The following is a 25,047-nucleotide window of genomic DNA, read 5'->3' as shown; positions in this document are numbered from 1 at the left end:
CGGGACACGGCACTGTAGGTACCGCCACGTTGCCGCGGTGTTGCGCACCGTCGTCGGCCGGGCACCGGCGCCCGGCCGCGGTGAGCCGCTGACCAGCACAGACGGTACAGACGCGCATCCCGAGCGCGGCAACCGCCCTCGGGAATCCGTTGCCCAATCGAGACCCGCGGCCCTCAGCGGCCGGTGCGCGGGCCCAGCTCGCCCGGGTCGGGCGTGCGGAACGGCGTGCTCTCCGGCAGCCCCCCGACCGCGCCCTCGACCGCGCCCTCGGCGCTGACGGCGGCGTCCTCGCCGTCCCGCGCGCCCGGCTCGACCTCGCCCAGGGCGTCCGGCCCCGTGCCCGGCGCCGTCTCGGGGGCGCCCGGGCCCGGGTCGGCGGCGGGGACGGTGACCTCGCCCTGGTCGGGGTGGGGGACGAACGGCTCCATCATCGACATGCGCCGCCCCTACCCCGCGCCCGGGCGGCGACGCGCTCGCGCCCCTCGCGCGGTGATCACGGACTCGTCCGGGGTGCTCGCGGCGAGCACCCCGGACGAGTCCATGATCACGCCAGGTGGCGGAGGGGGTGCCTGCGGCTGCCGGTCGGCGTGCCCGCTCTCGCGGACGGCGTCGCGGTGGCGGCCTCGGCAGGCGTCCGCGACGGCGTCGCGGTGGCCGGCTCAGGGGTCGGCTCGGGGGTCGGCTCCGCCGTGGTCGGCTCGGGGGCCGGCTCGGGGGTCGGCTCGGGAGGAGGCGCCGGGGTCGGTTCCGCGGTGGACGCCGCGGCCGTCTCGAGGGGCGCCTCAGGAGTCGCCTCAGCGGCTGGTTGGGCGGTCGGCTCGGAGGCCGGCTCGGTGGTCGACTCCGCCGCGGTCGCCTCCGCGGTCGCCTCGGGGGTCGGCTCGGGAGTCGTCTGGGCGGTCGGCTGAGCTGCCGGCTCAGGTGCGCCCTCGGACGGCGCCGCAGGTGCGGCTGACGGCGCCGGCGGCTCCGCCGAGGACGGCGACGGGGGCTCCTGCGCAGCAGCGGGCGGCAGCGAGGCGGGCGCCGAGGGGTCGGCCGCCGTGACGGAGCCGCTCTCGCTGGTCGCCGCCGCGCCGGACGGGTCGGACGACGAGGAGGGCGCCGGGAGGGCGGCCGCGGTCGTCGCGGCCTCCGGACGCGCCGTGGCCGTCGTGGCCGTCGCGGCCCGAGACGCCCTCGCGGCCCGGGGCGTCGCCGCGGGGACCGCCTCGGCCACCGCCTCCGTCGACAGCGCCGCGCTCCGCGGCACCGTGCTGTCAGCGCTGCTCGGCAGCTCCACGGCCCCGGACAGGACCAGCCCGGCACCCGCGGTGGCGACCAGGGCCACGACGAGCGCCCGGTGCGGGCCGGGGCGGCGCAGCTGGTCGGGCTGCTGGGAGGAGGGCGGGCCCGCCCGGTGCGTGCGGGTGCGGACGTGGCGGCCTCGCGCGTGGCGCCCCATGGATCCCCTTTCGGGACGAAACGGACGCACGCAGCGTAAGGGATCTGTCACAGGGAGCAGTGAGGGGCTGCGGTCGTGCGGCGTCCCCGCGGATCGGCGCGTTGCGGCCCGCGCAGGCACCCACCGGTGGCACGCTGGGGCTCCTCGGGTCGAGCCATCAGCCCGCACCCCGAGACCCCCTCGCGGCGCTCGCGCGGCTGCGTGCTGCCCGCACGCGGCCGGCGCGCCGATCCGCCACGCCCGCGCACGCCGTCACGTCCAGGAGGACCCCGTGGAGCAGCCCGCCGCCCAGACGCCTCCGCCCACCAGCAGCGAGGCGGTGCTGGCCTCCCTGCACGCCGAGCGCCGCGAGACCGACCGGGCCCGCCTGGCCGCCCTGCTCGCCGAGCACCCGGCGCCGGCCCTGCTGCTGCCGCGCCCGCGCCGGTCCGAGGACGCGACCGCCCCCACCGCCTGACCCGCCCCGACCGCCTGACCCGCCCCGACCGCCTGACCCGCCCCGACCGCCTGACCCGCCCCGACCGCGTGACCCGGGGTCCTGCAGCGCTCGCACCCGCGTGCTGCACTGGGTCCGTGCAGGACCTCGGCGCGGAGGTGGCGTGGTGAGCGCACGGAGCACGCCGGACGTGCCCGGGGGTGGCGAGGCGCTGCCGCGGCTGCTGGCCCCGGACCACCTGGCGCGGGCGGAAGCGGTCTACCAGGACCTGGTCACCGTCCGGTTCGGGTTCGAGGCCCGCCTGGGGCACGTCCTGGCCTACCTGCGCACCTACGCCTCCCCGTCGATCGCGGGGCTGCTCGCGCACACCGGGCACGTGCAGCACGCGCCCGAGAAGCGGGCGACCGACACGGGCCTGTTCGTGTACGAGCTGTTCGTCGCCGGCCTGGACTCCCCCACCGGCGATCAGGTGGTGCGCCGGCTGGCCGCGATGCACTCCCGCTGGCGGATCGCCGACGACGACTACACCTGGGTGCTGGGCACCTTCGCCGTCCTCGGCACCCGCGTGATCGAGCGCTGCGCCCGGCGCCGGCTCACCGACGACGAGCGGCAGGCCACGGTGGACTGGTGGCGGGAGTTCGGCACGAGGATGGGCGTGGTCGACGTCCCCGCGACCTACGCCGAGTTCGCCGACGCCTTCGACGACTACGAGCGCCGGCGGCTGCGGCGCACCGAGGAGGGCCAGGCCCTGCTGGCGGCCAGCTGGCCCGCGCTGGTGGCCGGGCTCCCGGCGCCGGCGCGGCCCCTGGCCCGCCAGCTCGTCGGCGTGCTCACCGACGAGCCCGCCCGCAGCGCCCTCGGCCTGCCGAGGCCGGACCCGGCGACGCGCGCGGCGGTGACGACCGCGCTCCGCGCCCGCGCTCTGCTGCAGCGCGGGCGCGGCACCGGGCTGGGCTTCACGCCCGGCGCCCCGATCGGGCCCTACCGCGACGGCTACACCCTCGACGACCTCGGGGTCGGCGACGACCACCGGCACCCCATGGCGCGCTGACCTCAGCGGCGTCCCGCGCCGGCGGGCCACGCCAGGAGCGCCACGACGACGCTGGCGGCGGCCACCGCCGCCAGCAGGACGACGCACCCGCCCCAGCCCGCGCTGGCGTACACGGGCGCCGGTGCGACGGCGCCGACGCCGCCGCCGGCGTAGTAGCACGTCAGGTACAGCCCGACCGCGCCGGAGCGGGAGGACCCCGCGGCCGCGGCGGCGTGCCCGGTGGCGCAGGCCTGGCTGGAGAACACGCCGGTCGACGACGCGGCCAGGCCGGCGACCACCGCCGGGGTGGCCGGGACCAGGGTGAGGCCGAGGCCGGCCACGGACACCAGGCTGGCCGCCGCGAACACCGCGAGCCGACCGGCGCGGCCGATCAGGCGCCCGGTGAGCGGGGTGACGACGACGGCGACGAGCGGGACGGCGAACACCGCCCCCACCTCGGCGGTGCCCAGGCCGAAGGGCGGGGCCTGCAGGTGCAGCGCCGCGTAGGTCAGGGACCCGACCTGGAGGAACAGGATCGTCGCCCCGACGAGGCAGGTGCCCAGCAGGGACGCGTTCCGCAGGTGCCGCCCGACGCCGCGCAGGCCCGCCAGCAGCGAGCGCGAGCGGGCGAAGCCGCGCTCGCGCGGGAGCCAGGCCGCGACCGCGGCCAGGGTGAGCGCCAGCACGAGGGCCAGCACGAGGAAGGAGGAGCGCCACCCGAGGTGCGCGGTGACCGCTCCTGACAGGAACCGCCCGCAGAACCCGCCGAACGCGGTGCCTGCGACGTAGAGGGCGTTGCCGGCCGCGGCGACGGGCCCGGTGTGCTCCTCGGCGACGTAGGCCACGGCGACGGCGAAGACGAACGGCACCAGCAGGCCCTGCACGAAGCGGAGCACCAGCAGGGACTCGAAGCTCCCCGCCGCCGCGCACGCCAGCGTGGCGAGGACCGCCGCGGCGATCGCGGCGAGCATCACGCGCTTGCGGCCCAGCCGGTCCGACACCGCCCCCGCGAACGGGGCCACCACCGCGACGCCCAGGGCCGTGGCGCTGATCGTCCAGGCGCTGCGGGTGGCCGGGACGCCGAGGTCGCGGGCCAGCTCCGGCAGCAGCGGCTGGGTGGAGTACAGGTTCAGCAGCGCGCCCAGACCGAGCAGGAAGACGGCGGTCCTGGTCCGCCACGCCATCGGCGCGGAGGGCGCGGGCTCGGGGACCTCGGACAGACCTGGCACCTCGATCCGGCGACTCGGGCACGAGCGGGCACGGGCAGGATGAGGAGCGTGCCGAGCGCTCCCCGTCCCGTTCCGATCATCGCCGGTGCCGCGCCCGGGCGGCGGTGCAGGTGACGCCCACCGCCCGGGGCCCGGTGCCGAGCGGCCCGGCGGTCCTGGTGCCGCACGACCCCCGGTGGGCGGGGTTCGCCGCCGAGCGCCTGGCCGCCCTGCGCGAGGCCCTGGCGCCGCTGGTCGACGACGTGGACGCCTGCGCCTTCGACCACATCGGCTCCACCGCCGTCCCGGGCCTGGCCGCCAAGGCGTCGGTGGACCTGCAGGTGCGGGTGCCGGTGCTGCCCGAGCCCGCCGTCCTGGACGCCGCGCTCGCCCCGCTGGGATGGGTGCCGGCACCGGGCAGCAGACCCGACTCCCCCGGCGTGACCCGCGACCTCCCCTTCCCCGGCGACGTCGAGCCGGAGGAGGTGTGGGCCAAGCGGCTGTTCACCTCGGCCGACCCGGCGCGGCCGGCGATCCTGCACGTGCGGCTGGCGGCGTCCCCGTTCGGACGGCGCACGCTGGCCTTCCGCGACCGGCTGCGCGCCGAGCCGGACCTGCGCGCCGCGTACGAGCGCCTCAAGCGCGACCTCGCCGCCGCGCACGCGGACGCCCCGGACTACGACGACTACACCCGCGGCAAGTCCGACTTCGTCCGCGCGGCGTCCCGCTGACGGAGCCCGTTCCGGTGCGCCTGCCCGCCGTCGCGGTCCCCGGTCAGCGGGTCGCCGGCAGCCGGGCGTCGGAGGGACGGCCGAAGGCGTCCCGGCAGTGCGCGAGCAGCGCTGCCACGGCGGGGTCCTCGCTGCTCGACCAGGCGAGGGCGAGGGCTGCCAGGTCGGTCAGGTCCGTGAGCGGGACGGGCCGGAGCCGGTCTGCACGGCCCGCGGTCATGGACTCGCTGAGGACGGCGACCCCGAGGCCGCGAGCCGCGAGGTCGGCGACGGCGTCGGGAGAGCTGGCCTGCAGGGCGATGGTCGGCTCGATCCCGGCGGCGGAGCAGGCCCGGTCGAAGACGGTGCGGATGCCGGTGCCCCGAGGCAGGCAGACGAGTGGGTGGGCGGCCAGGTCGGCGAGGGTCGCGCGCGCCGGCCGGGTCAGCGGGTGGCCGAGCGGGACGGCGGCCACGACGGGTTCGGCGAGGAGGGTCAGGGCGTGCAGGCCCGCCGGCGGGACGTCCGGGGTGCCGACCAGGGCGAGGTCGACCGCGCCGGCGCGCACCCGGTCGAGGAGCTGGTCGGAGTCGTCCTCGACCAGCGCGAGCTCGACGCCGGGATGGGCGCGGTGGAAGGAGGCCAGGGCCGCGAACAGCGGGGCGACGGTGCACCCGCGGACCATGCCGACCACCAGCCGGCCGCGGACGAGGCCGGTGACGGCGTCCACCGCACGGCGGACGGCGGCGGCGGAGGCCAGCGCGGCGCGGGCGTGCTCGAGCGCGGAAGCACCGGCCGGGGTCAGGGTCGCGGTGCGCCCGGAGCGGTCGATGAGCTGAGCGCCCAGGTGGCGCTCGAGCTGGCGGACCTGGGCGCTGATGCCGGACTGGCTCACGTGCACCCGGGCTGCGGCGCGGGTGAAGCTCGCCTCCTCGGCTACCGCCCCGAGGTACTCCAGCTGCCGCAGTTCCATGACCGAGGATTCTACTCCTCAGAACGATCATGTGTTGGACTTCTCGTCAGGGCGGCTCCACGCTCGAGCGATCACAGTCATCGCCCCGGAGGTCGAGATGTCGCAGCAGGAGACCGCCCGCGTTCCCGAAGACCTGACGCGCCTGGTCGTCGAGCGGGCCAACGCCGGTGACGCGGCCGGGATCGCCGCGCTGTACGAGGAGGGCGCGGTGATGGCCCACCCCCCGGGTCGGGTGACCGCGGGGCGCGAGGCGATCCGCGCCCTGTGGGAGCAGGTGCTGGCGCACGCGCCGCGGTTCGCGCTGGAGCCACCGCTGCCGACCCTCGTCAGCGGGGACGTCGCCCTGACCTCCACGCCGGCGGCCGACGGCACGGGCGTCCGCGTCCAGGTGGCGCGCCGACAGCCGGACGGCTCGTGGCTGCGCCTGCTGGACCAGCCGGAGCCCGTCCCGGCGCCCTTCCGCCCCGGCCCGCAGCCGTGACGAGCGCGTCGGGGGTCAGCACCGAGCAGCTGCGGGCGCTGGCGCTGGCACTGCCCGGCACCGTCGAGCGCCGGACCTGGGGGCACCCGACGTTCCGGCTGCACGAGCGCATCGTCGTCGGGATGGACGAGGACGCCGGCACCGCCACCATCAGGGCCACCCGGGAGGCGCAGGCGGCGCTGGTGGCCATCGCTCCCGAGACCTACGACGTGGCGCCCCGGGTCGGGCGGCACGGCTGGGTCCGCGTGCAGCTGGCCACCGCCGACCTCCGTGAGCTGCGCCAGCTGGTCCTCGAGGCCCGGCACCTGGCCGCGCGCTCGACCCGCGGCGGCCGCTGATCCTTCCCGATCAGGCGGGACCAGCGGGCGCCGACGTCGGCGTGGTGGGGCGGGGCGCCCCTGCTCCTGCGCCATGCTCGGGGGCATGAGTGGACGCCTCGTGGCACCGGCCGGGCGGAGGACGAGTGCGGTGACCGCACGGCGCGGCGGCGCAGGGCCGGTGGCCGCGCTCTGCGCGGCAGCGGCGGCGGGGCTGCTGCTGGGCGTGCTGACCGCCTTCGCGCAGGGGTGGCTGCCGCCCCAGGTGGCCTCGCTGGCCAACTCGTCCGGGTCGTGGGCGCTGGTCGCCTTCGGCGTGGCGGTGCTCGCCCCCTCGGCCCGCTGGGCCGCCTGCTGCGGGTTCGCCGTGCTGGCCCTGCTGCTCGTCGGGTACGTCGCGGCCAACGCCCTGCGGGGGCTGCCGTCCAGCTCCGGGCTGGTGCTCTTCTGGGGCGCCGCCGCGCTGACGGTGGGCCCGCTGCTCGGACTGGGGGGTCACTGGCTGCGCCGGCGCCGCGACCTGCTGGCCGCGCTCGGCGCCGGCGGGATGAGCGGGGTGCTCGTCGGGGAGGGCGCCTACGGCCTGCGCTACGTCGCGGCCACGACCTACCCGCCCTACTGGTGGGCGTCGATCGCCGCCGGCGTCGTCCTGCTCGCCGTCGCCCTCGCCGCGCGGCTGCGCCGTCCGCGGGTGCGCGCCGCCGCGGTCCTCGTCGCGGTGCTGGTGTCGGTCGCCTTCGTGCTGGCCTACGCGAACGCCGGCGCCGTCATCGGCGCCCTCTGAGGCGCGTCACACCCCGCGGGCCGCACCGTGCGGGCCGGGCTCACCCCAGCTCGGGGAAGTACTGCCCGTGGAAGCCGAGCGGGATCGCGTGCGGCACCTGCGCGCGGGCGCGCTCGGTGAAGGTCGCGGCGTCGAGGACCAGGAGGAAGGAGCGCCGCGCGCGGGCGTCCAGGACGAGGGAGAGGAGCACCGCGTCGGCGTCCGGGCCGCGGCTGCCGGGATCGGCCACGTGCACCGGCTCCCCGGGCCAGCAGCCCGGCTGCGACCACGAGCGGGCGGCGCCGGTCTCGACGTCGACCTCGACCAGCCGGTCGGCGAAGGAGGTGCTCAGGCTCTCGGCGCTGCTGACCCCGTAGACCCGGCGCACCACGGCGCCGACGCGCTCGTCGGCGGTGCGGGGGAACTCGATCGGCGTCGCGGACAGCAGCCGGTGGGTGACCGGGCCGCCGTCGAGCGGCACGCGGAAGCGGCGCAGCTCCCCCGCCGGTGCCCTCACGCCGTCCCCCTGCAGCTCGGAGAGCAGGAACTGGCGCATCGCCCGTCCGCCCTCCATGACGGGCAGGTCCAGGAGGAGGGCGTCCCCGTCCTCGGTGGCGCCGACCTGGTGCCAGCAGAAGGTCGCGTCGCTGACGGGGCGGGCGACCACGGCGCCGCTGGCGCGGTCGACCACGGTGAAGCGGGTGCCGCGCTCGGGCCGCCACCGGTAGGCGTCGACCGGGGCCCGGCCCAGCAGCAGGGCCAGCGGGTCGGCCACGTACGGGTACTCCGCGAGCACGACGTAGCGCTGGGTCACCGAGAAGGTGTGCATGTACGACGGCCGGTCCACCGGCACCGTGGCCACCAGGCGCCGGGTCGGCGCGCCGGCCGCCGGGTCGGGCAGCTCGTAGAGGTGGTAGGCGCTGGTGCGCCCGTACTCGACGGTGTAGTTGACCAGCACGCCGCGGTCGGCGTCGGCGTGGAAGTGGACGGGGGTCACCACGCCGGGCACGTCGTCCGCGTAGGACAGCGGCTCGCCGGTCGCCAGGGTGACGGGGTCGAAGGGCACCACGTCGGGGGACTCCGTCAGCGCCACGTACCGCTCCCCCAGGCGCATCACGTTGACGCTGGCGTTGTTGCCGAACACCGGCGGCGAGGTCAGCTCGCGCAGCCGCTGCAGCGGCGTGCGGCGCGGCACCGTGCCGAACTCGGTGTAGCCGATCCGCCCGTGCTCCACGGCGTGCTCGTAGGCGCGCGAGCGCAGGTAGCGGTTGCTGTAGCGCACGCCGCCGCCGCGGAAGGCGAAGCGGTGCAGCATCGCCAGGCCGTCGAACCAGTGGCGCAGCCGCTGGCCCTGGCCGCCGGGGCGGGCGGTCCAGCGGGCGGCGCCGTTGCGCACCAGCGTGCCGGTCAACCAGGTCGGCACCTCGCCGGTGACCTCCAGGTCGGCGTCGACCTCGGCGTCCAGCGGCTCCAGACCCACTCGGAAGTCGCTCTCGTTCGCGCTGCGGCTCACCGCTCCCACCCTGCCCCAGGACGGGCGGGGTCCGCCAGGGCGGGACGGCCCGCGGTGCGGTGGCGCGGCGGGCTCAGCGGCCCTCGTCGAGGCCCTCGTCGAGGCCCTCGTCGAGGCTGTCGTCGAGCAGGTGGCGCAGGTAGCGCCGGGGGTCGTCGAGGAAGGAGCGCCAGTGCTGGACGACGGGCAGGTCCTCCCACGCGCTCTCGGACACGCCGTCGTCGCCCAGGTGCAGGACGCGGGCGCCGGGCAGGGCCGCGACGAGCGGTGAGTGGGTGGCCACCACCACCTGGGACGTGCCGCTGGCGGCCAGGTCGTGCAGGACGCGCACCAGCGCCAGGCACCCGCCGAACGACAGGGCGCTCTCCGGCTCGTCGAGCAGGTACAGGCCCGGGCCGGCGAAGCGGGTCCGGAGCACGGACAGGAAGGACTGCCCGTGGGACATCTCGTGCAGGCTCGGCCCGGAGCCGACGGACTCCAGGTAGGTGGAGAAGCCGTGCACGGTCTCCGCGCGCAGGAAGAACCCGCGGCGGGAGGCCCCGGGCCCGCGGCTGAGCTGCAGCACGTCGGCCAGGGACGACTCGCTGGCCCGGGTGGTGTGCCGGTGGTCGCGGGTGCCGCCCTCGGCGTCGAGGCCGAAGAGCATCGCCAGGGCCTCGACCAGGGTGGACTTGCCGGCGCCGTTCTCCCCGACGAGCACCGTGGCCGGGCCGAGGTCCAGCCCGCGGTCGAGCACGTGCGCCACCGCCGGCACGCTCGCCGGCCACTGCGCGCGGTGGACGACGGCGCCGGGGCGCCGCTGCACCCGCCGCACCGGCAGAGCCCAGTCGCTCGTGTCCAGGTCGCCGGCGTCCTCCTCAGCCACGAGGACGCGACGGCGGCTCCGGCCGCCGCACCGCCTGCGCCGCCTGCACCACCCGCCGCACGAGGTCCTCGCCCGCGGCCGCAGCGCCGCGCTCGTGGTGCCAGGTGGCGGCCACGCCGACGGCCACGACCCGCCCGCTGGCGAGGACGCGCCGGACGGCGGCGAGCACGTCGTCCAGGGCGGGCCCGCCCGGAGCGGGGTAGAGCAGGTCCGGCACCTGGGCGGGGTCGGCGGGGTCGACGACGTCGAGGTCCAGGTGCAGGTACAGGTCGCCGTCGGGCAGCGCGGAGGCGTCGAGGTCGGCGACGCTCGACCGCACCACGGCCGAGCGCTCGAGCAGGTCGTGCTCGCCGGGGTCGGTGTCGCGGGCGTCGACGAGCACCGCGCGCTGCTCGGGGACCGGGCGCAGGCCGAGCATGGTGGGCAGGGTGGGCGTGCCGACGCCCACCGCCAGGGCCAGGGGCAGGCCGCCGAGGTAGCCGGAGGTCGTGCTCGCCTCGGTGTGGAAGTCGGCGTGGGCGTCGAACCAGACCACGCCGGGGTCGCGCCCGGCCCGCTGCAGGCCGGCCAGGACGCCGAGGCTGGTGGTGCAGTCCCCGGAGACCACCACGGGCAGGGGCGCCGCGCCGTCCCCGGCGCTCAGCTCGGCCGCCACCGCCTCGGCGACCCGCTCGTAGAGGACCGCCATCCGCTGCCACGGGCCGCCCTCGGGCAGCGGCGCGGTGACCTCGCGGTCGACCGGCACGCCCCCCACCTCCAGGGCGGGCAGGCGCTCGTCGAGGTGGTAGGGCACGGCGAGGGTGACCACCGCCGCACCGTAGCCGCGGCGCGCCGCGGACCGGCAGGGGACGGGTCACGTCGTCCGCTCGAGCGCGTCGACGCGAGGACGACCGGTCCGCAGCCGCCCGTCACTGCAAGCCGACGCGCAGCACCTGGCCGAGCCGCTCGCGCCGCCGCACCGAGGACTCCACGACGACCACCACGACGACGGCGAGCACGACCGCGGCCGCGGGCGCCGCGGTCCACCACGGCAGCACGAGGTCGGGGGCCTCCGGCTGGCCGGTCAGCAGGCGCAGCTGCAGCGGCCCGGTCACGGCGCGGGCCAGCAGCGCGCCCAGCCCGACCCCGACGGCGCTGGCCAGGAGCACCGGCGGCAGCAGCTCGCCGAGCGCGATCCGGCGGGCCTGGGCGCCGTCCACCCCGAGCGTCCTCAGCGCGGCCAGGGCCGTGGCCCGGCCGGGTGCGGTGGCCGCGGCGCCGACGACCACGACGAGGACGGCGAGGAGCACCAGGACTCCCGCGGACGCCGCGGCCAGGTGCCCGAGGCCGGCGGTCAGCGGCTGCGCGCGGCGCTCGGCGAGCCAGTCGGTGCGCTCCACCACGCTCGTGCCGCGCAGCGCGGGCTCCGCGGCGACGGCCTGCGCCGCGCCCGGGCCGGCGACCCACAGCACGTCCGGCAGGACCGGCGCGCCCAGCGCCCCGGAGAGGGCGACCGCGTCGACGACGACGGTGCTCTCGGCCGAGGAGCCCAGGGCCGGCACGGTTCCCACGGCCCGCAGGTCGACCGGGCCCTCGCCCCGCACCAGGGTGGTGCTCGCGCCGAGCTCGTCGAGCAGGTCGGAGCTGAACAGCGCCGGCACGGCACCGCCCGCACCGCCCGCACCGCCGGTGCCGCCGGCGAGCCGCGCCAGGTCGGGCGCGTCCGGCAGCGGCGTGGCGGCCAGCAGCCGACCGAAGGCCGCCGGGTCGGTGACCACGAGGCGCACGCGCCCACCGGCGGACCGCTCGGTGATCTGCGCGTCGTCGTCCACGCGGGCGGCGACCGCGGCCCGGACGCCGTCGCGGGCGGCGACCGCGCCCGCCGCCGCCGGCAGGTCGGCGCGGGGCTCGGTGGTCACGGTCACGTCGGCCCCGACGGCGGCCCACGAGCCCTCCACCTGCCCGGCTGAGGTCGTGGCCGCCAGCGCGGCGGCCAGCGCGGCGAGGCTGGTGGCGAGGACGACGGCGACCAGGGGCGGTCCGGCGCCGGCGGAGGCGTGCGCGCGGGCGGCGGCCAGCACCGGGACGACCCGGCGGGACCCGGTGGCCCGCGCCAGGACCCACCGCGCCAGGGGGCGCAGGAGGCGCAGCAGGAGGAGCGCCCCCACCAGCGCTCCCAGCGCCGGCGCCGCCGCGACGAGGACGTCGAGCCCACCGGCCCCGGCGTCCTGCGCGGCGCCCTCGTCGGCGCCGGCGGCGCCGCGGCTGCGCACGGCCACGAGGGCTCCGACGGCCGCGAGGACGACCGCTCCCTCGAGCGCGAGGCGCCGCAGCGCGGTGTCGCGGGCGGTGCGGTGCCGCTCCGAGCGGTCGGCGGGCGCGCGCCGTCCGCCGGTGGCGCGGGCGGCGGCCCGGACGCCGAGGATCGGGGCGGCGAGCGCGCCGACGGCGAGCACCGGCAGCAGCCACCCCTGCGACGTGGGCCCGGGCACGAGGAGACCGGCGAGCCCCAGGGCGATCGTCGCCCCGAGCGCGGTGACGACGGCGGCCTCCAGGACGAGCTCCGCGCCGGTGCCCGCCAGGGAGGCTCCCCTGGCCCAGGAGGTGGCCAGCTCCCGGGCCCGGCGGCGGGTGAGCAGGTCGGCGACGACGACGAGGGCGGCGACCGCGGCGGCCACGACGCCCGCGAGGAGCACCGAGGCCTGGGCGGCGGCCGAGCCCACCCGCCGCTCGGTGTCGAGGAGGACGTCGTCCAGCCGGCTGCGCGCCTCGGGGAGGCCCGAGGGGTCGGCCAGCTCGGTGGGGTCCGCCTCCAGCTGCGCGACGCGCCGGCCGACGCGGCCGGCGGCCCGCGCCTCGAGTGCGGAGGCCCGGGCCGCGAAGGCGTAGCTGGTGGTGGCGGTCGTCGAGGTGTCGAGCAGGCGGGCCACGGGCAGGGACTCGGCCGACAGCAGGGCGGCGACCTCGGTGCGCTCGGTCACGCCGGCACCGCTCACCCGGGGGGCCAGCAGCCCGGTAGCGCCGGACCAGACGCGGTCCTGCGGGTCCTCGGCCTCGAAGACGCCGCTCACGACGACCTGCAGGGCCGGGTCCGCGTCGCTGGCGTTCTCGAGGACGCCGTCGGCGGCGTGGACGGCGAGGCGGTCGCCGGTCCGGACGCCGAGGGCGGCGGCGACGTCCTCGGACAGCGCGACCTGCACCGGCCACGGCCCGGTCTGCGGCGAGGAGGAGACCTGGCGCGCGGTCCCCGTGGCCGCGGGAGGGCCCCCCTGCAGCCACCGCACGCCGGGGGCGCCCTCGCGCCAGACGTGGACGAGCGGCATCAGGGCGTCGGGCCCGCCCGGCACCGCCACCTCGAGGACGCTCGCGGTCACCGTCGCGACGGGCTCGCCCAGCACCCCGGCGGGCAGCTCGGAGCCTGCCAGGTCGCGGAGCGCGGTGGCGCGCTCGGCCACCCGGGCCGCCGTGGTGGTGTCGAGCTCCACCTGGACCGCGGAGGGGTCGGAGAGGAACTCCCGGACGAGCAGGTCCGCCGCGGGACCGGCGTCCTGCACCGCCGCCTGCACGGTCCGGTCGGCGGTGCGTCCCACCAGGCGCGGGGTGACGACGGCGAGGAAGGCCGTCAGGGTGACCACGAGGAGGGCGAGCAGCAGCGGTCCGGCGTGCGCCCGGGCCCGGGCGGGCACCCCGGCGAGGTGGACGCCGCGCACCACGGGGCGGGTCACGGGGCGGGTCGCGGGGCGGGTCACGGGGCGTCCACCCGCAGGTGCGCCGCGCCGGCCCGGCGCACCAGGACGGCCGACACGGGAGCGACGACCAGCGCGAAGCCGAGGACGAGGACGGCGAGCACGGCGGCCTGCTCCGGCCAGGGCCAGCGCAGCACCGCGGCGGGCACGGGCGCCGCCCCGGTGTCGGAGACGACGAGCAGCGGGCCGACCGCCCAGGAGACCAGGCCCCCGACCGCGGCGCCGCCGCCGACGGCGAGGACCGCCAGCACGAGGTGCTCGAGCAGCTGGACGGCCACGAGCGCCCGCCTCGACAGGCCGGCGCCCTGCAGCCGGGTCACCTCTCCGGCGCGGGCGCCCAGGGCGGCGGCGGTGTGCAGCGCGGTGCCGGTCAGCGCCAGCACCACCGCGGCCGCCACCAGCAGCCACCACGCGACCTGCAGGCCCGCGCGCAGCGGCCCGGTCGCCAGCGCGGCGGCCGTGCCCGCGCGCGTGACCGCCTCGCCGAGGCCCCGGGCCTCCACCCGCGCCGCGGCGGCCTCGGGGTCGGGCGGGTCGCCGACCCACCACTCGTCGGTGAGGGAGCCGAGGACGCCCTGCCCCAGCACGGCGCGCGAGAGGGCGTCGGAGTCCGCCAGGAGCGCGCGACCGGTGGGCGCGGACGGCAGGTAGGGGGCGACGGCGGCCACCTGCACGAGGACGGGCGTCCCGTCGTCCCCGACCGCGACGCGCGCCTGGTCCCCCACCTCCAGCCCCAGCCCGCCGGCCACCGGTGCCGCGACGGCGACCGGGACGACGTCGGGCGGGGCGAACGCCGTGGCGACGAGCGCGGCGTCCCGGACCTCGAGCGCGAGGAGGTCCAGCTCGGCGCGCACGGTGACGGAGGTCGCGCCGCCGTCCGCCGCCGTGGTCACCGAGGCCGACCGCGCCGCCTCGCCCGAGGACGGCGGAACGCACGCGCTCCAGGTCCCGCTCCCGTCCCCGCCCGACCCGACCGACGCGCCCGACCCGACCGACGCGCCCGGCCCGGCCGACGCGGCCGCGGGGCCGGCGGGCAGCTGCACGGTGACGGCGACCGGGGTGAGCGGGAACGCCGGCGCCCCGGCCGCGTCCGGGTCGGCGTCGATGCGCAGCGCCAGGCCGACGACGCCCAGCCCACCCCCGTCCGCACCCCCGTCCGCACCGCCGTCCGCACCGCCGTCCGCACCGCCGTCCGCACCGCCGTCCGCGCCCTCCGGCGGCGCCGGGAGGACCACCTCGCTGGGGTGCGGGCCGCCGTCCAGCGGCACCGCGCCGACGGTCAGCACGGACCGGTCCCCGGAGGGGTGCTCGACGACGAGCGAGGGGACGACGCGCAGGGCCGCGGAGCGCTCGGGTGCGCCGGAGACCACGAGCTCGACCCGGTCGGCGCCCGGCGGCAGCGGCACGGCCGCCACGCGCTCGCGCGGGGTGAGGCCGGCGGTGACCTGCGACCAGGAGGCGCCTGCCGGCAGCCGCCCGCGCAGCACCTGGTCGGCGCGGGTGGTGTCCACCGCGAGCAGGCGCGGGGCGCCCTCGTCGTCCCCGTCGACGCCCACGCGGGTGCCCAGGGAGGTGGGCTGGTCGGTCACGGCGACCACGGAGCCGCCGGTGGCCGCGGCCAGGGCGCGCGCCTGCGCGAGGGACGGCGAGGCGTCGCCGTCCACCACGAGGTCCGCGCCGACCCGGGCGTCGGCCTGGTCGGCCTGGGAGGCGACCCACGTGGCGCGGGAGGCGACCGCCGTCGTCGCCGTGGCCGCGGCCAGCACCAGGAGGAACGCGGCGCCGGCGGCCTGCGGACGCCGCGCGACCCCCCAGGCGGCCAGCGGGACGACGACGCCCCGCGAGCGGCCGGCGGAGCGCTCGACCCAGCGGCGGCCCCGGGCCACGCCGCGCAGCACCAGCGCGGCACCGGCCAGCACGCACAGCACGGGCGCCACCACGAGGACCGGGTCCGCGCCCGCCGCGGTCGTCGGGGGTCGGCTGCGCAGCTGGTACCACCCCGCGACGGCGACCGCCGCGAGCACGACGTCGGCACCCGAGCGCGCCAGGGAGCCGCGCAGGCGGGTGCGCTCGCGCGCCGGGCGGCCGGGGCGCGGCAGGGACGGCAGGGACGGCAGGACCAGCGCGCACGCCGTTCCCAGCGCACCGGCCGCCACGGCCGCGCCCAGCGCAGCAGGAGCGCTCACGGGGCCGTCCAGCCCCGCGGCGACCGCCGCGGGCAGCCGGGTCAGCCCGCGGTGGGCCAGCAGGGCCAGCGGGACGGCGAGCACCGCCGCCACCGCCGCGAGGACGAGCGCCTCGATGACCGCGTGCACCGCCAGGCGCCCGCGCCCGGCTCCGCGCGCGGCCAGCAGCGCCGTCTCCGACGCCCGCCGGTCGGCGGCCAGGCGCCCGGCGACGCCGAGCGCCGTGGCCGCCAGGGCCGTCCCCAGGAGCGCCACGACGAGGACGCCGGGCCCGGTGACGCTCTGCTGGACCGCCGCGCTCGACAGCGCCGAGGGCAGGGCGGAGCGGACGCTGACCTGCGTGGCCCGCTCCCCCAGCGCCGACTCCCAGCCGCGCTCGGCCTGGCGGAGGAAGGCGGCGGCGCCGTCCAGCACCTGCCGGGGCACCCGCGAGAGGTCGGGACGGGCGAGCACCTCGACGCGGGCCACGTCGCTGACCCCGCTGGCGAGGACGCCGGGGGCGACGACGAACGGCCCGTGCAGCACGAGGCGGTCGACCCGGTCCTCGTCGCCGTGCTGCTCGGGCTCTTCGCGCCCGGCCCCCCGCAGCGGGTCGCGGCGCCACGCGTCGTCGTCCAGGACGGGGCGGAACACGCCGACGACCACCACGTCGAGCGGTGCCTGGGACGCCGCGGCGGCCCGCTCCGCGGCCGCGCGCGTGCCGTCGTCGTAGTACCGGCCCAGGGTGGTGCGGCTGCCGAGCTCCAGCCCGAGCGCGTCGGCCGCGGCCGCCGGGAGCGCGACCTCCACGACGGGAGCGGTCGCGGGTCCGGACGGCGCGGAGGGGGCGGACGGCGCGGAGGGCCAGCGGCCGTCGACGAGCACGGCGTGCTCGGTCAGGTCGTCCCCGCCCTCCAGGTAGGCCAGGCGCCGCTGGCCGTCGGCGTCGGGCAGGAAGCGCACCGGTGAGGTCCACCAGGTCGAGGTCCGCAGCTCCAGGGGCCGCAGCGCGCGCTGCAGGGACGCCGCGGCCTGCGGCACCAGCGCCGGGTCGCGGGAGGTGGTGGTGAAGGAGGCGCGGACCCGGGCGTCCTCGGGCTCGAGCGCGGCGACCGCGGCGGACAGCGCCTGCTGCTGGGCCACCGTGAGGAGCAGGGCGCAGGTGCCGACCAGCGCCGCGCCGGCGACGAGGACGGCCAGCACGACGGCGAGGAGGGACCACTGCTCCCGGGCCCGCCGCAGCAGGAAGGTCGCGGCGGCGCCCGCGGGCGCGCCCCGCGCCGGCCCCTCACCCGCGTGCGCTCCCCGCCGCGCGGGTCGGTCAGGCATCGACGACCCGGCCGTCGACGACCCGGCCGTCGACGACCCGGCCGTCGACGATCCGGACGGCGCGGTCGGCCAGGGCGATCATCACCGGGTCGTGGGTGGAGACGATCGCGGTCATGCCCTCGGCCTCCACGACGCCGCGGATGAGCGCCATCACCCCCAGGCCCGTCTCGCTGTCCAGCTGGCCGGTCGGCTCGTCGCCGACGAGCAGGCGCGGGGAGGCGGCCAGCGCCCGGGCGATCGCCACGCGCTGCTGCTGCCCGCCGGAGAGCTCGTCGGGGCGCTGGTCGGCGTGGTCGGCCAGCCCCACGAGCTCGAGCAGCAGGGCGACCCGGCGCTCGCGGTCGGCGACGGGGGTGCGGCGCAGGCGCAGGGGGATGCCGACGTTCTCGGCCGCGGACAGCACCGGCACCAGGCCGAAGCTCTGGAAGACGAACGCGACGACGTCGCGGCGCAGGCGCACCAGGCCGGCCTCGTCGAGGGAGGTGACCTCCCGGCCCGCGACCGCCACGGTCCCCGCGTCCGGGCGGTCCAGGCCGCCGACGGCGTTCAGCAGCGTGGTCTTGCCCGAGCCGGAGCGCCCCACGAGCGCGACCAGCTCCCCGGCGCCACGTCGAAGGAGACGTCCCGCAGGGCGTGCACCGCCGAGGGACCGCTGCCGTAGGTGCGCGAGAGGCCCCGGACGGCGACCATCGGGGCCGGAGCGCCGGTCACCGGGACGCGCCCTCCCCAGGCCGCGCGTCCGGTCGCGCGTCCGGTCGCACGGCGACGTGGTCGGCCTCCAGCGCCAGGCGCACGCGCCGGGTCAGCTCCAGCGCCTCGCGGTGCTCGCGGGGGATCTGCACCCGCCCGGCGCGGTCCATCACGGCGTACTCCTCGGCGACGACGCGGCGGGCGCCGTCCTCGCCCTCGTAGGTGCGGCGCAGCACCTCGCTGCTGGTGCGCCCGTCCCGGATCGCGACGGTGCGCTCGACCTGCCCGCTGACCGAGGGGTCGTGGGTGACGACGACGACGGTCGTCCCGAGCTCCGAGCTCGCCGTGCGCAGGGCGTCGAAGACCTCGTGGGAGGTGGCGGTGTCGAGCTCGCCGGTGGGCTCGTCGGCCAGCAGCAGGCGCGGGGCGTTGGCGAGGGCCACCGCGACGGCGACCCGCTGCTGCTCGCCGCCGGACATCTCCCGCGGCCGGCGGCCGGCGCAGTGGCCCACGCCGACGAGGTCGAGCACCTCCGCCGCGCGGGCGCGCCGCTCGCGCCGGCCGCGGCCGGCCAGGCCCAGGGGCAGGGCCGCGTTCTGCGCGGACGTCAGGTACGGCACGAGGTTGCGGGCGGTCTGCTGCCAGACGAACCCGACCGTGCTGCGCCGGTACTCCACCCGCTGCCGGCCCGACATCGCCGCGAGGTCCCAGGGGCCGACCCGCACCCGGCCGGCCGTCGGGGCGTCGACGCCCGACAGGACGGCGAGCAGCGTCGACTTCCCCGACCCCGAGGCGCCCACGACCGCGACCACCTCGCCGGCGGAGACCAGCAGGTCCAGGCCCTGCAGGGCCTGGACCTCCACGGAGCCGGTCTGGTAGATGCGCACGAGGTTGTCGCAGACGACGAGCGCGTCGCGGCCGAACTCCCCGCGCTGCGCGGGCACCGGGAGGCCCTGCAGGGTGGTCCGGGACACGCGACCTCCTCGTCGAGGCTGCTCGGGGTCTAGGTGCGGGGTGCTGGACGTCGGGTGCTGGAGGCTACTGGGAGCAGGAGGCCCGAGGGGCCTTCCCGGGGGAGCCGCACCGCGCCGACGGGCGCGGCTCCCCCGGAAGGGCTACTGCTGGGACGTCACCCGACGATCCAGGCGTAGGAGCGCCCGTCCAGCTCGGTGATGTGCAGGACGCCGCACCGCTGGCCGGCCTGCTCGGTGACCGCCGCGGGCCAGTCCCCGGAGGCGTAGAACTCGTCCACCTCCTGCGGCGGCTCGGCGGGGGCGCAGTCGGCCGGCAGCTCGCCGCTGGCGCTGACCCAGTCGTAGGCCTTCAGGTCCGGGGCGGTCGTCTTCACCCGCACCGTGATGTCCGTGGCGTCGTCGGGCACGACGTCGGGCAGGACGAAGGCCAGCTCCCCGGAGGTCGGGGCGTCGGCGACGGTGTCGAAGTGCCGCGCCTTCTCCTCGGTGATCAGCTCGCTCACGCCGCAGCCGCTCGCGGTCAGCGCCAGCGCGCCGCCGGCGCAGCACGCCGCCAGGAGCCGGGCCCGGCGGGTCGGGGACGTCGGGCGGGTCGGGGCGGTGGTCTGGTCGGTCACGGTGGTCGTCCTCTCCGGGTGTCGTCCCTCCAGTGCACCGGTGCGCCGGTGCCCGGCGCGTCCGTCCTGCCGGTGATCCGCGCCGGCGGGGGTCATCCCGCGGGAGGAGCGGCGGCGCTCCCGCGTCACCCCGCGGGGCGGACCAGGCCGGTCTCGTAGGCCAGGACGACCGCCTGCACGCGGTCGCGCACCCCCAGCTTGGCCAGCACCCGGCCCACGTGGGTCTTCACGGTGGCCTCGGCGACGAACAGGTCCGCGGCGATCTCGGTGTTGGAGCGCCCGCGCGCCATGAGCACGAGCACCTCCTTCTCCCGCTCCGTCAGCGCGGCCAGGACGTCGGGCGCGGCGCGCTGGTCGTCGGGCAGCAGCGGCGCCAGGTGCTCCAGCAGCCGGCGGGTGGTGCTGGGCGCGATGACGGCGTCCCCGGCGTGCACGGTGCGCAGCGCCGAGAGCAGCTCCTCCGGCGGGGCGTTCTTCAGCAGGAACCCGCTGGCGCCGGCGCGGATGGCCCGCAGGGCGTACTCGTCGAGGTCGAAGGTGGTCAGCACCACCACGCGCAGCGGCGGCCGCAGACCCGGGCCCTGCTGCCGCGCGTCCTGCGCGACGATCCGGGCGGTGGCCTCGATGCCGTCCATCACCGGCATCCGCACGTCCATGAGCACCACGTCGGCGCGGGTGGTGGCCAGCAGGCGCACCGCCTCGGCCCCGTCGCCCGCCTCGCCGACGACCCGCAGGTCCGGCTGGGAGTCGATGACCATCCGGAACCCGGCGCGCAGCAGCTGCTGGTCGTCGACGAGGACGACGCGCACGGGGCCGTCCTGCGGCGGGGCGCTCATCGCGCCTCCTGCGCGACGGGCACCGTGGCCGTGACGGCGAAGCCGCCGCCGGCGCGGGGGCGGGCCTGCACGCTGCCCCCGGCCCCGGCCAGCCGCTCGCGCATGCCGAGCAGCCCGAGGCCGGAGCGCGAGGGCTCCGCCGCTGCCCCGCGCCCGTCGTCCTCGACGCACACGCTCAGCGCGGACGACGACCACGCCAGCACCACCCGGGCGCGCGCGGCCGGGCCGGCGTGCTTGAGCACGTTGGTCAGGGCCTCCTGCACCACGCGGTACACGGCCAGGCCCGCCGCCGGGGTCAGCGGACGCCGCGGCCCGGTCTCCTGCAGGTCGACCGCCAGCCCGCTGGCGCGCACCGCGGCCACCAGCGCCGGCACGGCCCCCACGTCGGGCTGCGGCGCCAGCGCGGCGCGGGCGCCGGTGCTGGTGCCGGTGCCGGTGCCGGGACTGGGATCGGCGCGCAGCACCGCGAGCAGGCGCTGCATGTCCGCCAGCGCGGACCGGCCGGTCGCGGCGACCGTCTCCAGGGCGCCGACCGCGGCCGCCGGGGAGGCCGCGGCGGCGTAGCGGCCCCCGTCGGCCTGGGCGATCATCACCGACAGGGAGTGGGTGACCACGTCGTGGACGTCACGGGCGATCCGGGCGCGCTCGGCGGCGGCGGCGATCACCGCCTGCTGCTCGCGCTCGCGCTCGGCGCGCCGGGCCCGGTCCTCCAGGGAGTCCACGTAGGCCACGCGGGTGCGCCGCCACTGCCCCGCCAGCCACACGGCCGTGACCACCACGGCGCAGGCCACCGCCATCGTGGCGGCGCCGCCGAGCTTCTCGGCGGTGGTCTGGTACGGGAAGGGCCAGGACTCCACCAGCACGGCCGCTCCCTGCAGCACCGCGCCCGCCAGACCCGCCGCGAGCCCCAGGCGCCGGGCCCACGCGGGGCCGTGGACGGTGACGGAGTACAGCGCGACCAGCACCGCGACGTCGACGAGGAGCAGCGGGTGGCCGGCGACGACGTGGAGGAGGGCGAGCGCGCCGACCACGGCGGTGCTCAGCACCGGCCGCACCCGGCGCAGCGCGAGCGCCGCGACCATCCCCAGCCCGAGCGGGAAGATCCACACCTCGTCGACGAGGTCGGCGGAGAGGAAGGCCAGGGGCGGGGCCACCAGGGCGGCCAGGGCGGCGTCGACGAGGAGCGGCGTCGCCTGGAGCCGCTCCGCCACGTCCCTGCCCCGCACCCGCGCCACCCTAGGGCGGACCGGCGCGCGCAGCGTCACGTCCCGACCCGGTCGCGCGACGGCGCGTCGTCCCGCCGGCCGGGCAGCTCGCCACCGGCCCGGCGCGGGGCGGCGCCGCGGCGCAGGGGCACGACCCGCCACCAGGTGGCGCAGCGCCACGCCCACTCCAGCGGGCCGTGGCGGAAGCGCGCCAGCCACCACCGGCTGGCCGGCACCTGCAGGGCGATGATGCCGGCGGCGACGAGCAGGTCCGGACCGGTCGTCGCGGTCGTGGCCGAGCCGGAGACCGCCCGGGCCAGCACCGCGAGCAGGGTCGCCCCGACGTAGCTGCTCAGCGCCGTCCGGCCCAGCGGCTCGAACACCGCCCGCAGCGCGCGACGCAGCCGCGTGCGCAGCGCCAGCGCCACCAGGAGGCCGGTGGTTCCCGCCCCGACGACCCCGGCGGCGCGGTCGGCCCAGGTGTAGGCGGCCTGCACCCCGTCGACGATCGGGCTCTGCACCACCCGCTGGGCCACCAGCAGGCCCGCGTACGCGGGCAGGAGCAGCGCCGCGACCAGGACGGCGCCGCGGGCGGGGCGCTCCAGGCGCTCGGGCAGGCCCAGGCGCGCCGCGCCGTAGCCCAGCAGCACCATCGCGAGGGAGGCGCCGCCCGGTTCCCCGCCCGCCAGCTCGACGGCTGCCAGCGCGGCCGCGCCCAGCGCCAGCGGCACCCAGGGCGGGCGCACGAAGGACAGCGGCAGCAGCAGCACCAGGCCGTAGAGGGCGTAGCTGCGCAGCACCTCGGCGGGGTAGAGCAGCCCGTGCAGGAGCCCGAGGCCCAGCAGGAAGGCCATCCGGCGCGCCAGCACCGCGCGCGGGCGCGCACCGCGCCGGGCGGCGCCGCGCAGGACCAGCGCGGCGCTGACCCCGAACAGGAGCGCGAACAGGCCGATGAAGCGCCCGCGCGCGAGCGGCTCCAGCCACGGCGCGAGGTCCCGGAACCCCTGCGCGCCGCGGGTGAAGCCGGTCAGGCCGGGGACGTTCAGCCAGACGATCCCGCACAGGGCCACCCCGCGCAGGACGTCCAGGACCACCAGCCGTCCGCCCGGGTCCGCCGGGTCCGTCGCCGGGTGCGCGGGAGGGCCGGGGTCGGCGGCAGCGGCGCCGCCCGCCGCTCGCAGGGTGCTCACGGCGCCAGTGCAGCGCGCGGGCGGGGGCGTCGGCGTCGTGCCAGGGGACCGTCCCCGGGCCGCCGCCTCCCCCTGCGGGATGACCTCCGACGGGCGCTACCGCCGCGCCGCGGCGCCCTGCGGGCGCGCCGGCCGAGCGGCGGCGTGCGCTCCGAGGAGGGCGAGGACCACCAGGACCCCGAGCAGCACGCCCTCGAAGGGCACCAGGCCCGCGAGGTCGCTGAGCAGCACCCCGGGGAAGAAGCCGCCGCCGAGGAGCGCTCCCCCGACGCGGATCCACACCGCGCCGAGCACGGCGGCGAGGACGACGGCCACCGCCCACGACGCGACCAGGGGCATCAGCGCCGCGCCGCGGCGCGCGGCCCTGGCGCCGTCCCGCGCCGCCCATCCCACCCCGACGAGCAGCCGGACGCCGAGCACCAGCAGCCCGAGGCCGATGTTCGCGTCACCGCTGGGGCCGAGGCCGGCTGCGGACCACCCCGCGAGGTTCGGCAGCACGAGGCCGCCGGTGCGGAGGGCGACGAAGTGGACGCGAGCGCTCACACGGGCCTCCACGGACCTGCGGCGGGCGGGGGGACGGGGGTCAGCGGGGGGCGCCCGAGGCCGCTGGCGGGTCCTCCTGGAGGAGCACCTCGCCGACGAAGATCATCACCGTGGTCACCGGCTCGTCCCAGCGGGCCGCCAGCGCGGTGGCGTCGGCCTCGTCGTACCCGGCCGCGCCGTAGGCCTGCAGCACCTCCGAGAGCGGCTGGCGGGGCCCGGCGGCGTCAGCCCTGGTCTGCCCCGGCCGCAGCGGCAGGTCCTGCCCGTCGAGCAGCCGCAGGCCCGCCACGACGGTGACGGCGTCGGCGTCCAGCCACTGCCACACGGCGGCCAGCTCCCGGGCGTCCGCCTCGCCGTAGCCGGCGTCGGCGAACGCCTGCCGCGCCTGCTGCGGCGTGCGGGCGAAGGACAGCGCGGACAGCTCCGGCGCCGCGGCCGTCGGCTCCTGCTCGACCGGCGCCTGCTCGACCGGTGCCTGCGCGACCGGCGTCGGTGCCACCGGCGCGGACAGGCGGCCCAGAGCCGGCACCCCGACCGCGATGCCGGTGACGGTCAGGGCGGCAGCGGCCGCGGTGGCCGCCCTGGTGCGCGCCCGCCGGCGGCGGACGCCGACGTGGACCCGGGCCAGGACGGCGTCGGGGTCCGCGGCGCGGTCGGCGTCGGCCTGCAGCGCCCGGCGCAGCTCGTCCTCGGTGATCATGAGTCCCTCCCGGGGGCGTCCCGCCGCAGGGCGGCCAGGGCGCGCGAGGCGTTGGAGCGCACGGTGCCCGGGGCGATGCCCAGCACCTGCGCGATCTCGGGGTCGTCGAGGTCCTCGTAGAAGCGCAGGACCAGGACGGCGCGCTGGCTGCGGGGAAGGGTCGCCAGCCGTCGGCGCAGGTCGTCGCGGTCGGCGAGGTCCGCGGAGGCGTCACCGGCCGGGGGCGTGCGCGCGTGCAGAGCGGTGTCCTCGACGGGCACGACGGAGCGGGTGTGCCACCGGCGCCGCCAGGACAGGTGCTCGTTGGTGATCATCTTCTTCACGTAGAGGTCGGGGCGGTCGGTGCGCCGCACCCGCTCCCAGCGGGCGCAGGCGCGCACCAGGACGTCCTGCACCACGTCGGCCGCCGTGTGGGGGTCACCGGTCAGGGCGGTCGCGTAGCGCAGCAGCCCCGGCAGCTGCCGGCGCGCGAAGGCGTCGAAGCCCTCCTCGCCGACCTCGAGGTCCTCGCCGTCGCCGATCCCGGCCGGGGCCGCTCCGGAAGACCGCTGGTGCACCGGGGTCGTCACCCTCGGGGGACCGTGTAGTCGCCGGCGGGGTGCACCGAGGTCTCGACCAGGTACAGGCGCGCGTTCGCGGTGGCGATCCCGCAGACGACCCCGACGGAGTCCTCGCTGACCCGCAGCTCCTCGGGGGTCCCGAAGACGGGCAGGTCCCACCCCTGCAGCGTCGGCAGCGCGGCGCCGACGAGCTCCTCCGGGGCCAGCTGCTGGCCGGGGACGAGGTGGTAGTCCAGGTGGAAGCGCAGCGCCTCCGGGTCGTCGCGGACCTCCTCCAGCCACTCGGGGCTGGAGAAGACGCTCCCCTGCACCGGGGCGAAGACGGTGAACCGGCCCTCCTGGAGCTCTTGGGTGAGGTCGACCTGCGGGTGCACCCCGCCGGTGAGGGCGGTGGTGAACCCGCTCAGGCGCGGGTCGCGGGCCATCACGTCGAGCACCGGCTCCTGGGCCGCGCGCTCGAGGGGACCGGGAGCGGACGGGTCGCCGGAGCCGGTGTAGGCGTCGCAGTCGGGCCCGACCGGGGCGGGCGGGGCCGCCGTGCCGTCCGCCGCCGCGGTCGGCGCGGTCGGCGCGGCGGTCGAGCCCGGTGGCGCCGGGGACGCCGAGGGCGCGGCGGCGGCGGAGGTCGACGACGCCGACGAGGCCCCCGGCTGCGCGCCGGAGGCGGCGCCCCCGGCGCACCCGGCGCACAGCGCAGCGCTGGCGGCGATCACGGCCGCGAGGACCGGACGACGGTGCATGGCGCCCCTTCCAGGTCGTGGACCGCGCGGGCT

At 78.7% G+C, this 25,047-nt stretch carries 23 protein-coding genes and 1 pseudogene; 6 read left to right on the top strand and 18 right to left on the bottom strand.

Features of this window, described 5'->3' with window-relative positions; all coding sequences use genetic code 11:
* Nucleotides 1-173: 173 nt before the first annotated feature.
* Nucleotides 174-437, bottom strand: a complete 264-nt coding sequence (locus BLS82_RS12270) for a hypothetical protein (RefSeq protein WP_092866260.1) — start codon at nt 435-437, stop codon at nt 174-176.
* A gap of 1,278 nt (nt 438-1,715) precedes the next feature.
* Between BLS82_RS12270 and BLS82_RS15790 the strand changes: the two genes are divergently transcribed.
* Together BLS82_RS15790 and BLS82_RS12255 are read left to right on the top strand one after the other, a co-directional pair.
* Complete coding sequence (locus tag BLS82_RS15790) at nt 1,716-1,901, top strand: hypothetical protein (RefSeq protein WP_092866254.1); 186 nt, start codon at nt 1,716-1,718, stop codon at nt 1,899-1,901.
* A gap of 145 nt (nt 1,902-2,046) precedes the next feature.
* Nucleotides 2,047-2,931 (top strand): oxygenase MpaB family protein, encoded by an 885-nt coding sequence (locus BLS82_RS12255; protein ID WP_176819081.1) that lies wholly within the window; start codon nt 2,047-2,049, stop codon nt 2,929-2,931.
* A gap of 2 nt (nt 2,932-2,933) precedes the next feature.
* Here the strand turns inward: BLS82_RS12255 and BLS82_RS12250 are convergent, their stop codons facing one another.
* Nucleotides 2,934-4,139 carry an MFS transporter gene (locus BLS82_RS12250; protein WP_218123870.1) on the bottom strand — a complete coding sequence of 402 codons (1,206 nt, stop codon included), beginning with the start codon at nt 4,137-4,139 and terminating at the stop codon, nt 2,934-2,936.
* 110 nt (nt 4,140-4,249) lie between these two features.
* Between BLS82_RS12250 and BLS82_RS12245 the strand changes: the two genes are divergently transcribed.
* Entirely contained in the window at nt 4,250-4,849 is a 600-nt protein-coding gene (locus tag BLS82_RS12245; RefSeq protein WP_255378307.1) for a GrpB family protein, read from the top strand.
* 43 nt (nt 4,850-4,892) lie between these two features.
* Here the strand turns inward: BLS82_RS12245 and BLS82_RS12240 are convergent, their stop codons facing one another.
* Nucleotides 4,893-5,801, bottom strand: a complete 909-nt coding sequence (locus BLS82_RS12240; RefSeq protein ID WP_092866245.1) for a LysR family transcriptional regulator — start codon at nt 5,799-5,801, stop codon at nt 4,893-4,895.
* Nucleotides 5,802-5,898: 97 nt separating this feature from the next.
* Between BLS82_RS12240 and BLS82_RS12235 the strand changes: the two genes are divergently transcribed.
* The 3 genes from BLS82_RS12235 to BLS82_RS12225 all read left to right on the top strand — a co-directional run bounded on the left by BLS82_RS12235 (nt 5,899) and on the right by BLS82_RS12225 (nt 7,383).
* Complete coding sequence (locus tag BLS82_RS12235) at nt 5,899-6,282, top strand: YybH family protein (RefSeq protein WP_092866242.1); 384 nt, start codon at nt 5,899-5,901, stop codon at nt 6,280-6,282.
* A complete protein-coding gene (locus tag BLS82_RS12230) occupies nt 6,279-6,620 on the top strand; it encodes an MmcQ/YjbR family DNA-binding protein (RefSeq protein ID WP_176819080.1) in 342 nt (113 codons plus the stop codon). The genes BLS82_RS12235 and BLS82_RS12230 overlap by 4 nt, the downstream gene beginning before the upstream one ends.
* A 130-nt stretch (nt 6,621-6,750) precedes the next feature.
* Nucleotides 6,751-7,383, top strand: a complete 633-nt coding sequence (locus tag BLS82_RS12225) for a DUF6518 family protein (RefSeq protein ID WP_092866236.1) — start codon at nt 6,751-6,753, stop codon at nt 7,381-7,383.
* Between the two features lie 40 nt (nt 7,384-7,423).
* On the opposite strand, the gene BLS82_RS12220 is transcribed toward BLS82_RS12225, so the two are convergent.
* The 15 genes and pseudogenes from BLS82_RS12220 to BLS82_RS12145 form a co-directional block, all read right to left on the bottom strand.
* Nucleotides 7,424-8,875 (bottom strand): carotenoid oxygenase family protein, encoded by a 1,452-nt coding sequence (locus BLS82_RS12220; protein WP_176819079.1) that lies wholly within the window; start codon nt 8,873-8,875, stop codon nt 7,424-7,426.
* Between the two features lie 73 nt (nt 8,876-8,948).
* Nucleotides 8,949-9,740 (bottom strand): AAA family ATPase, encoded by a 792-nt coding sequence (locus BLS82_RS12215; protein WP_255378306.1) that lies wholly within the window; start codon nt 9,738-9,740, stop codon nt 8,949-8,951.
* Complete coding sequence (locus BLS82_RS12210; protein ID WP_092866230.1) at nt 9,733-10,548, bottom strand: arginase family protein; 816 nt, start codon at nt 10,546-10,548, stop codon at nt 9,733-9,735. Before BLS82_RS12210 ends, BLS82_RS12215 begins: the two co-directional genes overlap by 8 nt.
* 100 nt (nt 10,549-10,648) lie before the next feature.
* Entirely contained in the window at nt 10,649-13,468 is a 2,820-nt protein-coding gene (locus BLS82_RS15395) for an FtsX-like permease family protein (protein WP_143028846.1), read from the bottom strand.
* The gene (locus tag BLS82_RS12195; RefSeq protein ID WP_092866221.1) at nt 13,465-16,959 is read right to left on the bottom strand and encodes an FtsX-like permease family protein; all 3,495 of its coding nucleotides are present in this window, start codon (nt 16,957-16,959) and stop codon (nt 13,465-13,467) included. Before BLS82_RS12195 ends, BLS82_RS15395 begins: the two co-directional genes overlap by 4 nt.
* Nucleotides 16,952-17,649 (bottom strand): annotated as a pseudogene (locus BLS82_RS12190) (ABC transporter ATP-binding protein). Before BLS82_RS12190 ends, BLS82_RS12195 begins: the two are co-directional and overlap by 8 nt.
* Before the next feature lie 17 nt (nt 17,650-17,666).
* The gene (locus BLS82_RS12185) at nt 17,667-18,623 is read right to left on the bottom strand and encodes an ABC transporter ATP-binding protein (protein ID WP_092866218.1); all 957 of its coding nucleotides are present in this window, start codon (nt 18,621-18,623) and stop codon (nt 17,667-17,669) included.
* Between the two features lie 155 nt (nt 18,624-18,778).
* Complete coding sequence (locus tag BLS82_RS12180) at nt 18,779-19,240, bottom strand: hypothetical protein (RefSeq protein WP_092866215.1); 462 nt, start codon at nt 19,238-19,240, stop codon at nt 18,779-18,781.
* Between the two features lie 125 nt (nt 19,241-19,365).
* Complete coding sequence (locus BLS82_RS12175) at nt 19,366-20,076, bottom strand: response regulator (protein WP_092866212.1); 711 nt, start codon at nt 20,074-20,076, stop codon at nt 19,366-19,368.
* Complete coding sequence (locus BLS82_RS12170; protein ID WP_255378305.1) at nt 20,073-21,302, bottom strand: sensor histidine kinase; 1,230 nt, start codon at nt 21,300-21,302, stop codon at nt 20,073-20,075. The genes BLS82_RS12175 and BLS82_RS12170 overlap by 4 nt, the downstream gene beginning before the upstream one ends.
* 35 nt (nt 21,303-21,337) lie before the next feature.
* Entirely contained in the window at nt 21,338-22,471 is a 1,134-nt protein-coding gene (locus BLS82_RS12165; protein ID WP_092866209.1) for a DUF418 domain-containing protein, read from the bottom strand.
* Between the two features lie 96 nt (nt 22,472-22,567).
* Nucleotides 22,568-23,014, bottom strand: a complete 447-nt coding sequence (locus tag BLS82_RS12160) for a hypothetical protein (protein ID WP_092866206.1) — start codon at nt 23,012-23,014, stop codon at nt 22,568-22,570.
* 40 nt (nt 23,015-23,054) lie between these two features.
* Complete coding sequence (locus BLS82_RS12155) at nt 23,055-23,714, bottom strand: hypothetical protein (protein WP_092866203.1); 660 nt, start codon at nt 23,712-23,714, stop codon at nt 23,055-23,057.
* Nucleotides 23,711-24,235 (bottom strand): SigE family RNA polymerase sigma factor, encoded by a 525-nt coding sequence (locus BLS82_RS12150; RefSeq protein ID WP_092866964.1) that lies wholly within the window; start codon nt 24,233-24,235, stop codon nt 23,711-23,713. Before BLS82_RS12150 ends, BLS82_RS12155 begins: the two co-directional genes overlap by 4 nt.
* 44 nt (nt 24,236-24,279) lie before the next feature.
* A complete protein-coding gene (locus BLS82_RS12145) occupies nt 24,280-25,014 on the bottom strand; it encodes a fasciclin domain-containing protein (RefSeq protein ID WP_143028845.1) in 735 nt (244 codons plus the stop codon).
* Nucleotides 25,015-25,047: the final 33 nt, after the last annotated feature.

This window comes from Quadrisphaera sp. DSM 44207 (assembly GCF_900101335.1).
In the GTDB taxonomy this organism is placed as follows: domain Bacteria; phylum Actinomycetota; class Actinomycetes; order Actinomycetales; family Quadrisphaeraceae; genus DSM-44207.
The sequence above is the reverse complement of the archived record's forward strand: the minus strand, read 5'-3'. Positions and strand labels throughout refer to the sequence as shown.

Coding starts and splice junctions, on each gene's coding strand:
- BLS82_RS12175 (WP_092866212.1), bottom strand. CDS start 20,076: ATGAGCGCCCCGCCGCAGGACGGCCCCGTGCGCGTCGTCCTCGTCGAC.
- BLS82_RS12270 (WP_092866260.1), bottom strand. CDS start 437: ATGTCGATGATGGAGCCGTTCGTCCCCCACCCCGACCAGGGCGAGGTC.
- BLS82_RS12240 (WP_092866245.1), bottom strand. CDS start 5,801: ATGGAACTGCGGCAGCTGGAGTACCTCGGGGCGGTAGCCGAGGAGGCG.
- BLS82_RS12235 (WP_092866242.1), top strand. CDS start 5,899: ATGTCGCAGCAGGAGACCGCCCGCGTTCCCGAAGACCTGACGCGCCTG.
- BLS82_RS12155 (WP_092866203.1), bottom strand. CDS start 23,714: ATGATCACCGAGGACGAGCTGCGCCGGGCGCTGCAGGCCGACGCCGAC.
- BLS82_RS12145 (WP_143028845.1), bottom strand. CDS start 25,014: ATGCACCGTCGTCCGGTCCTCGCGGCCGTGATCGCCGCCAGCGCTGCG.
- BLS82_RS12195 (WP_092866221.1), bottom strand. CDS start 16,959: ATGCCTGACCGACCCGCGCGGCGGGGAGCGCACGCGGGTGAGGGGCCG.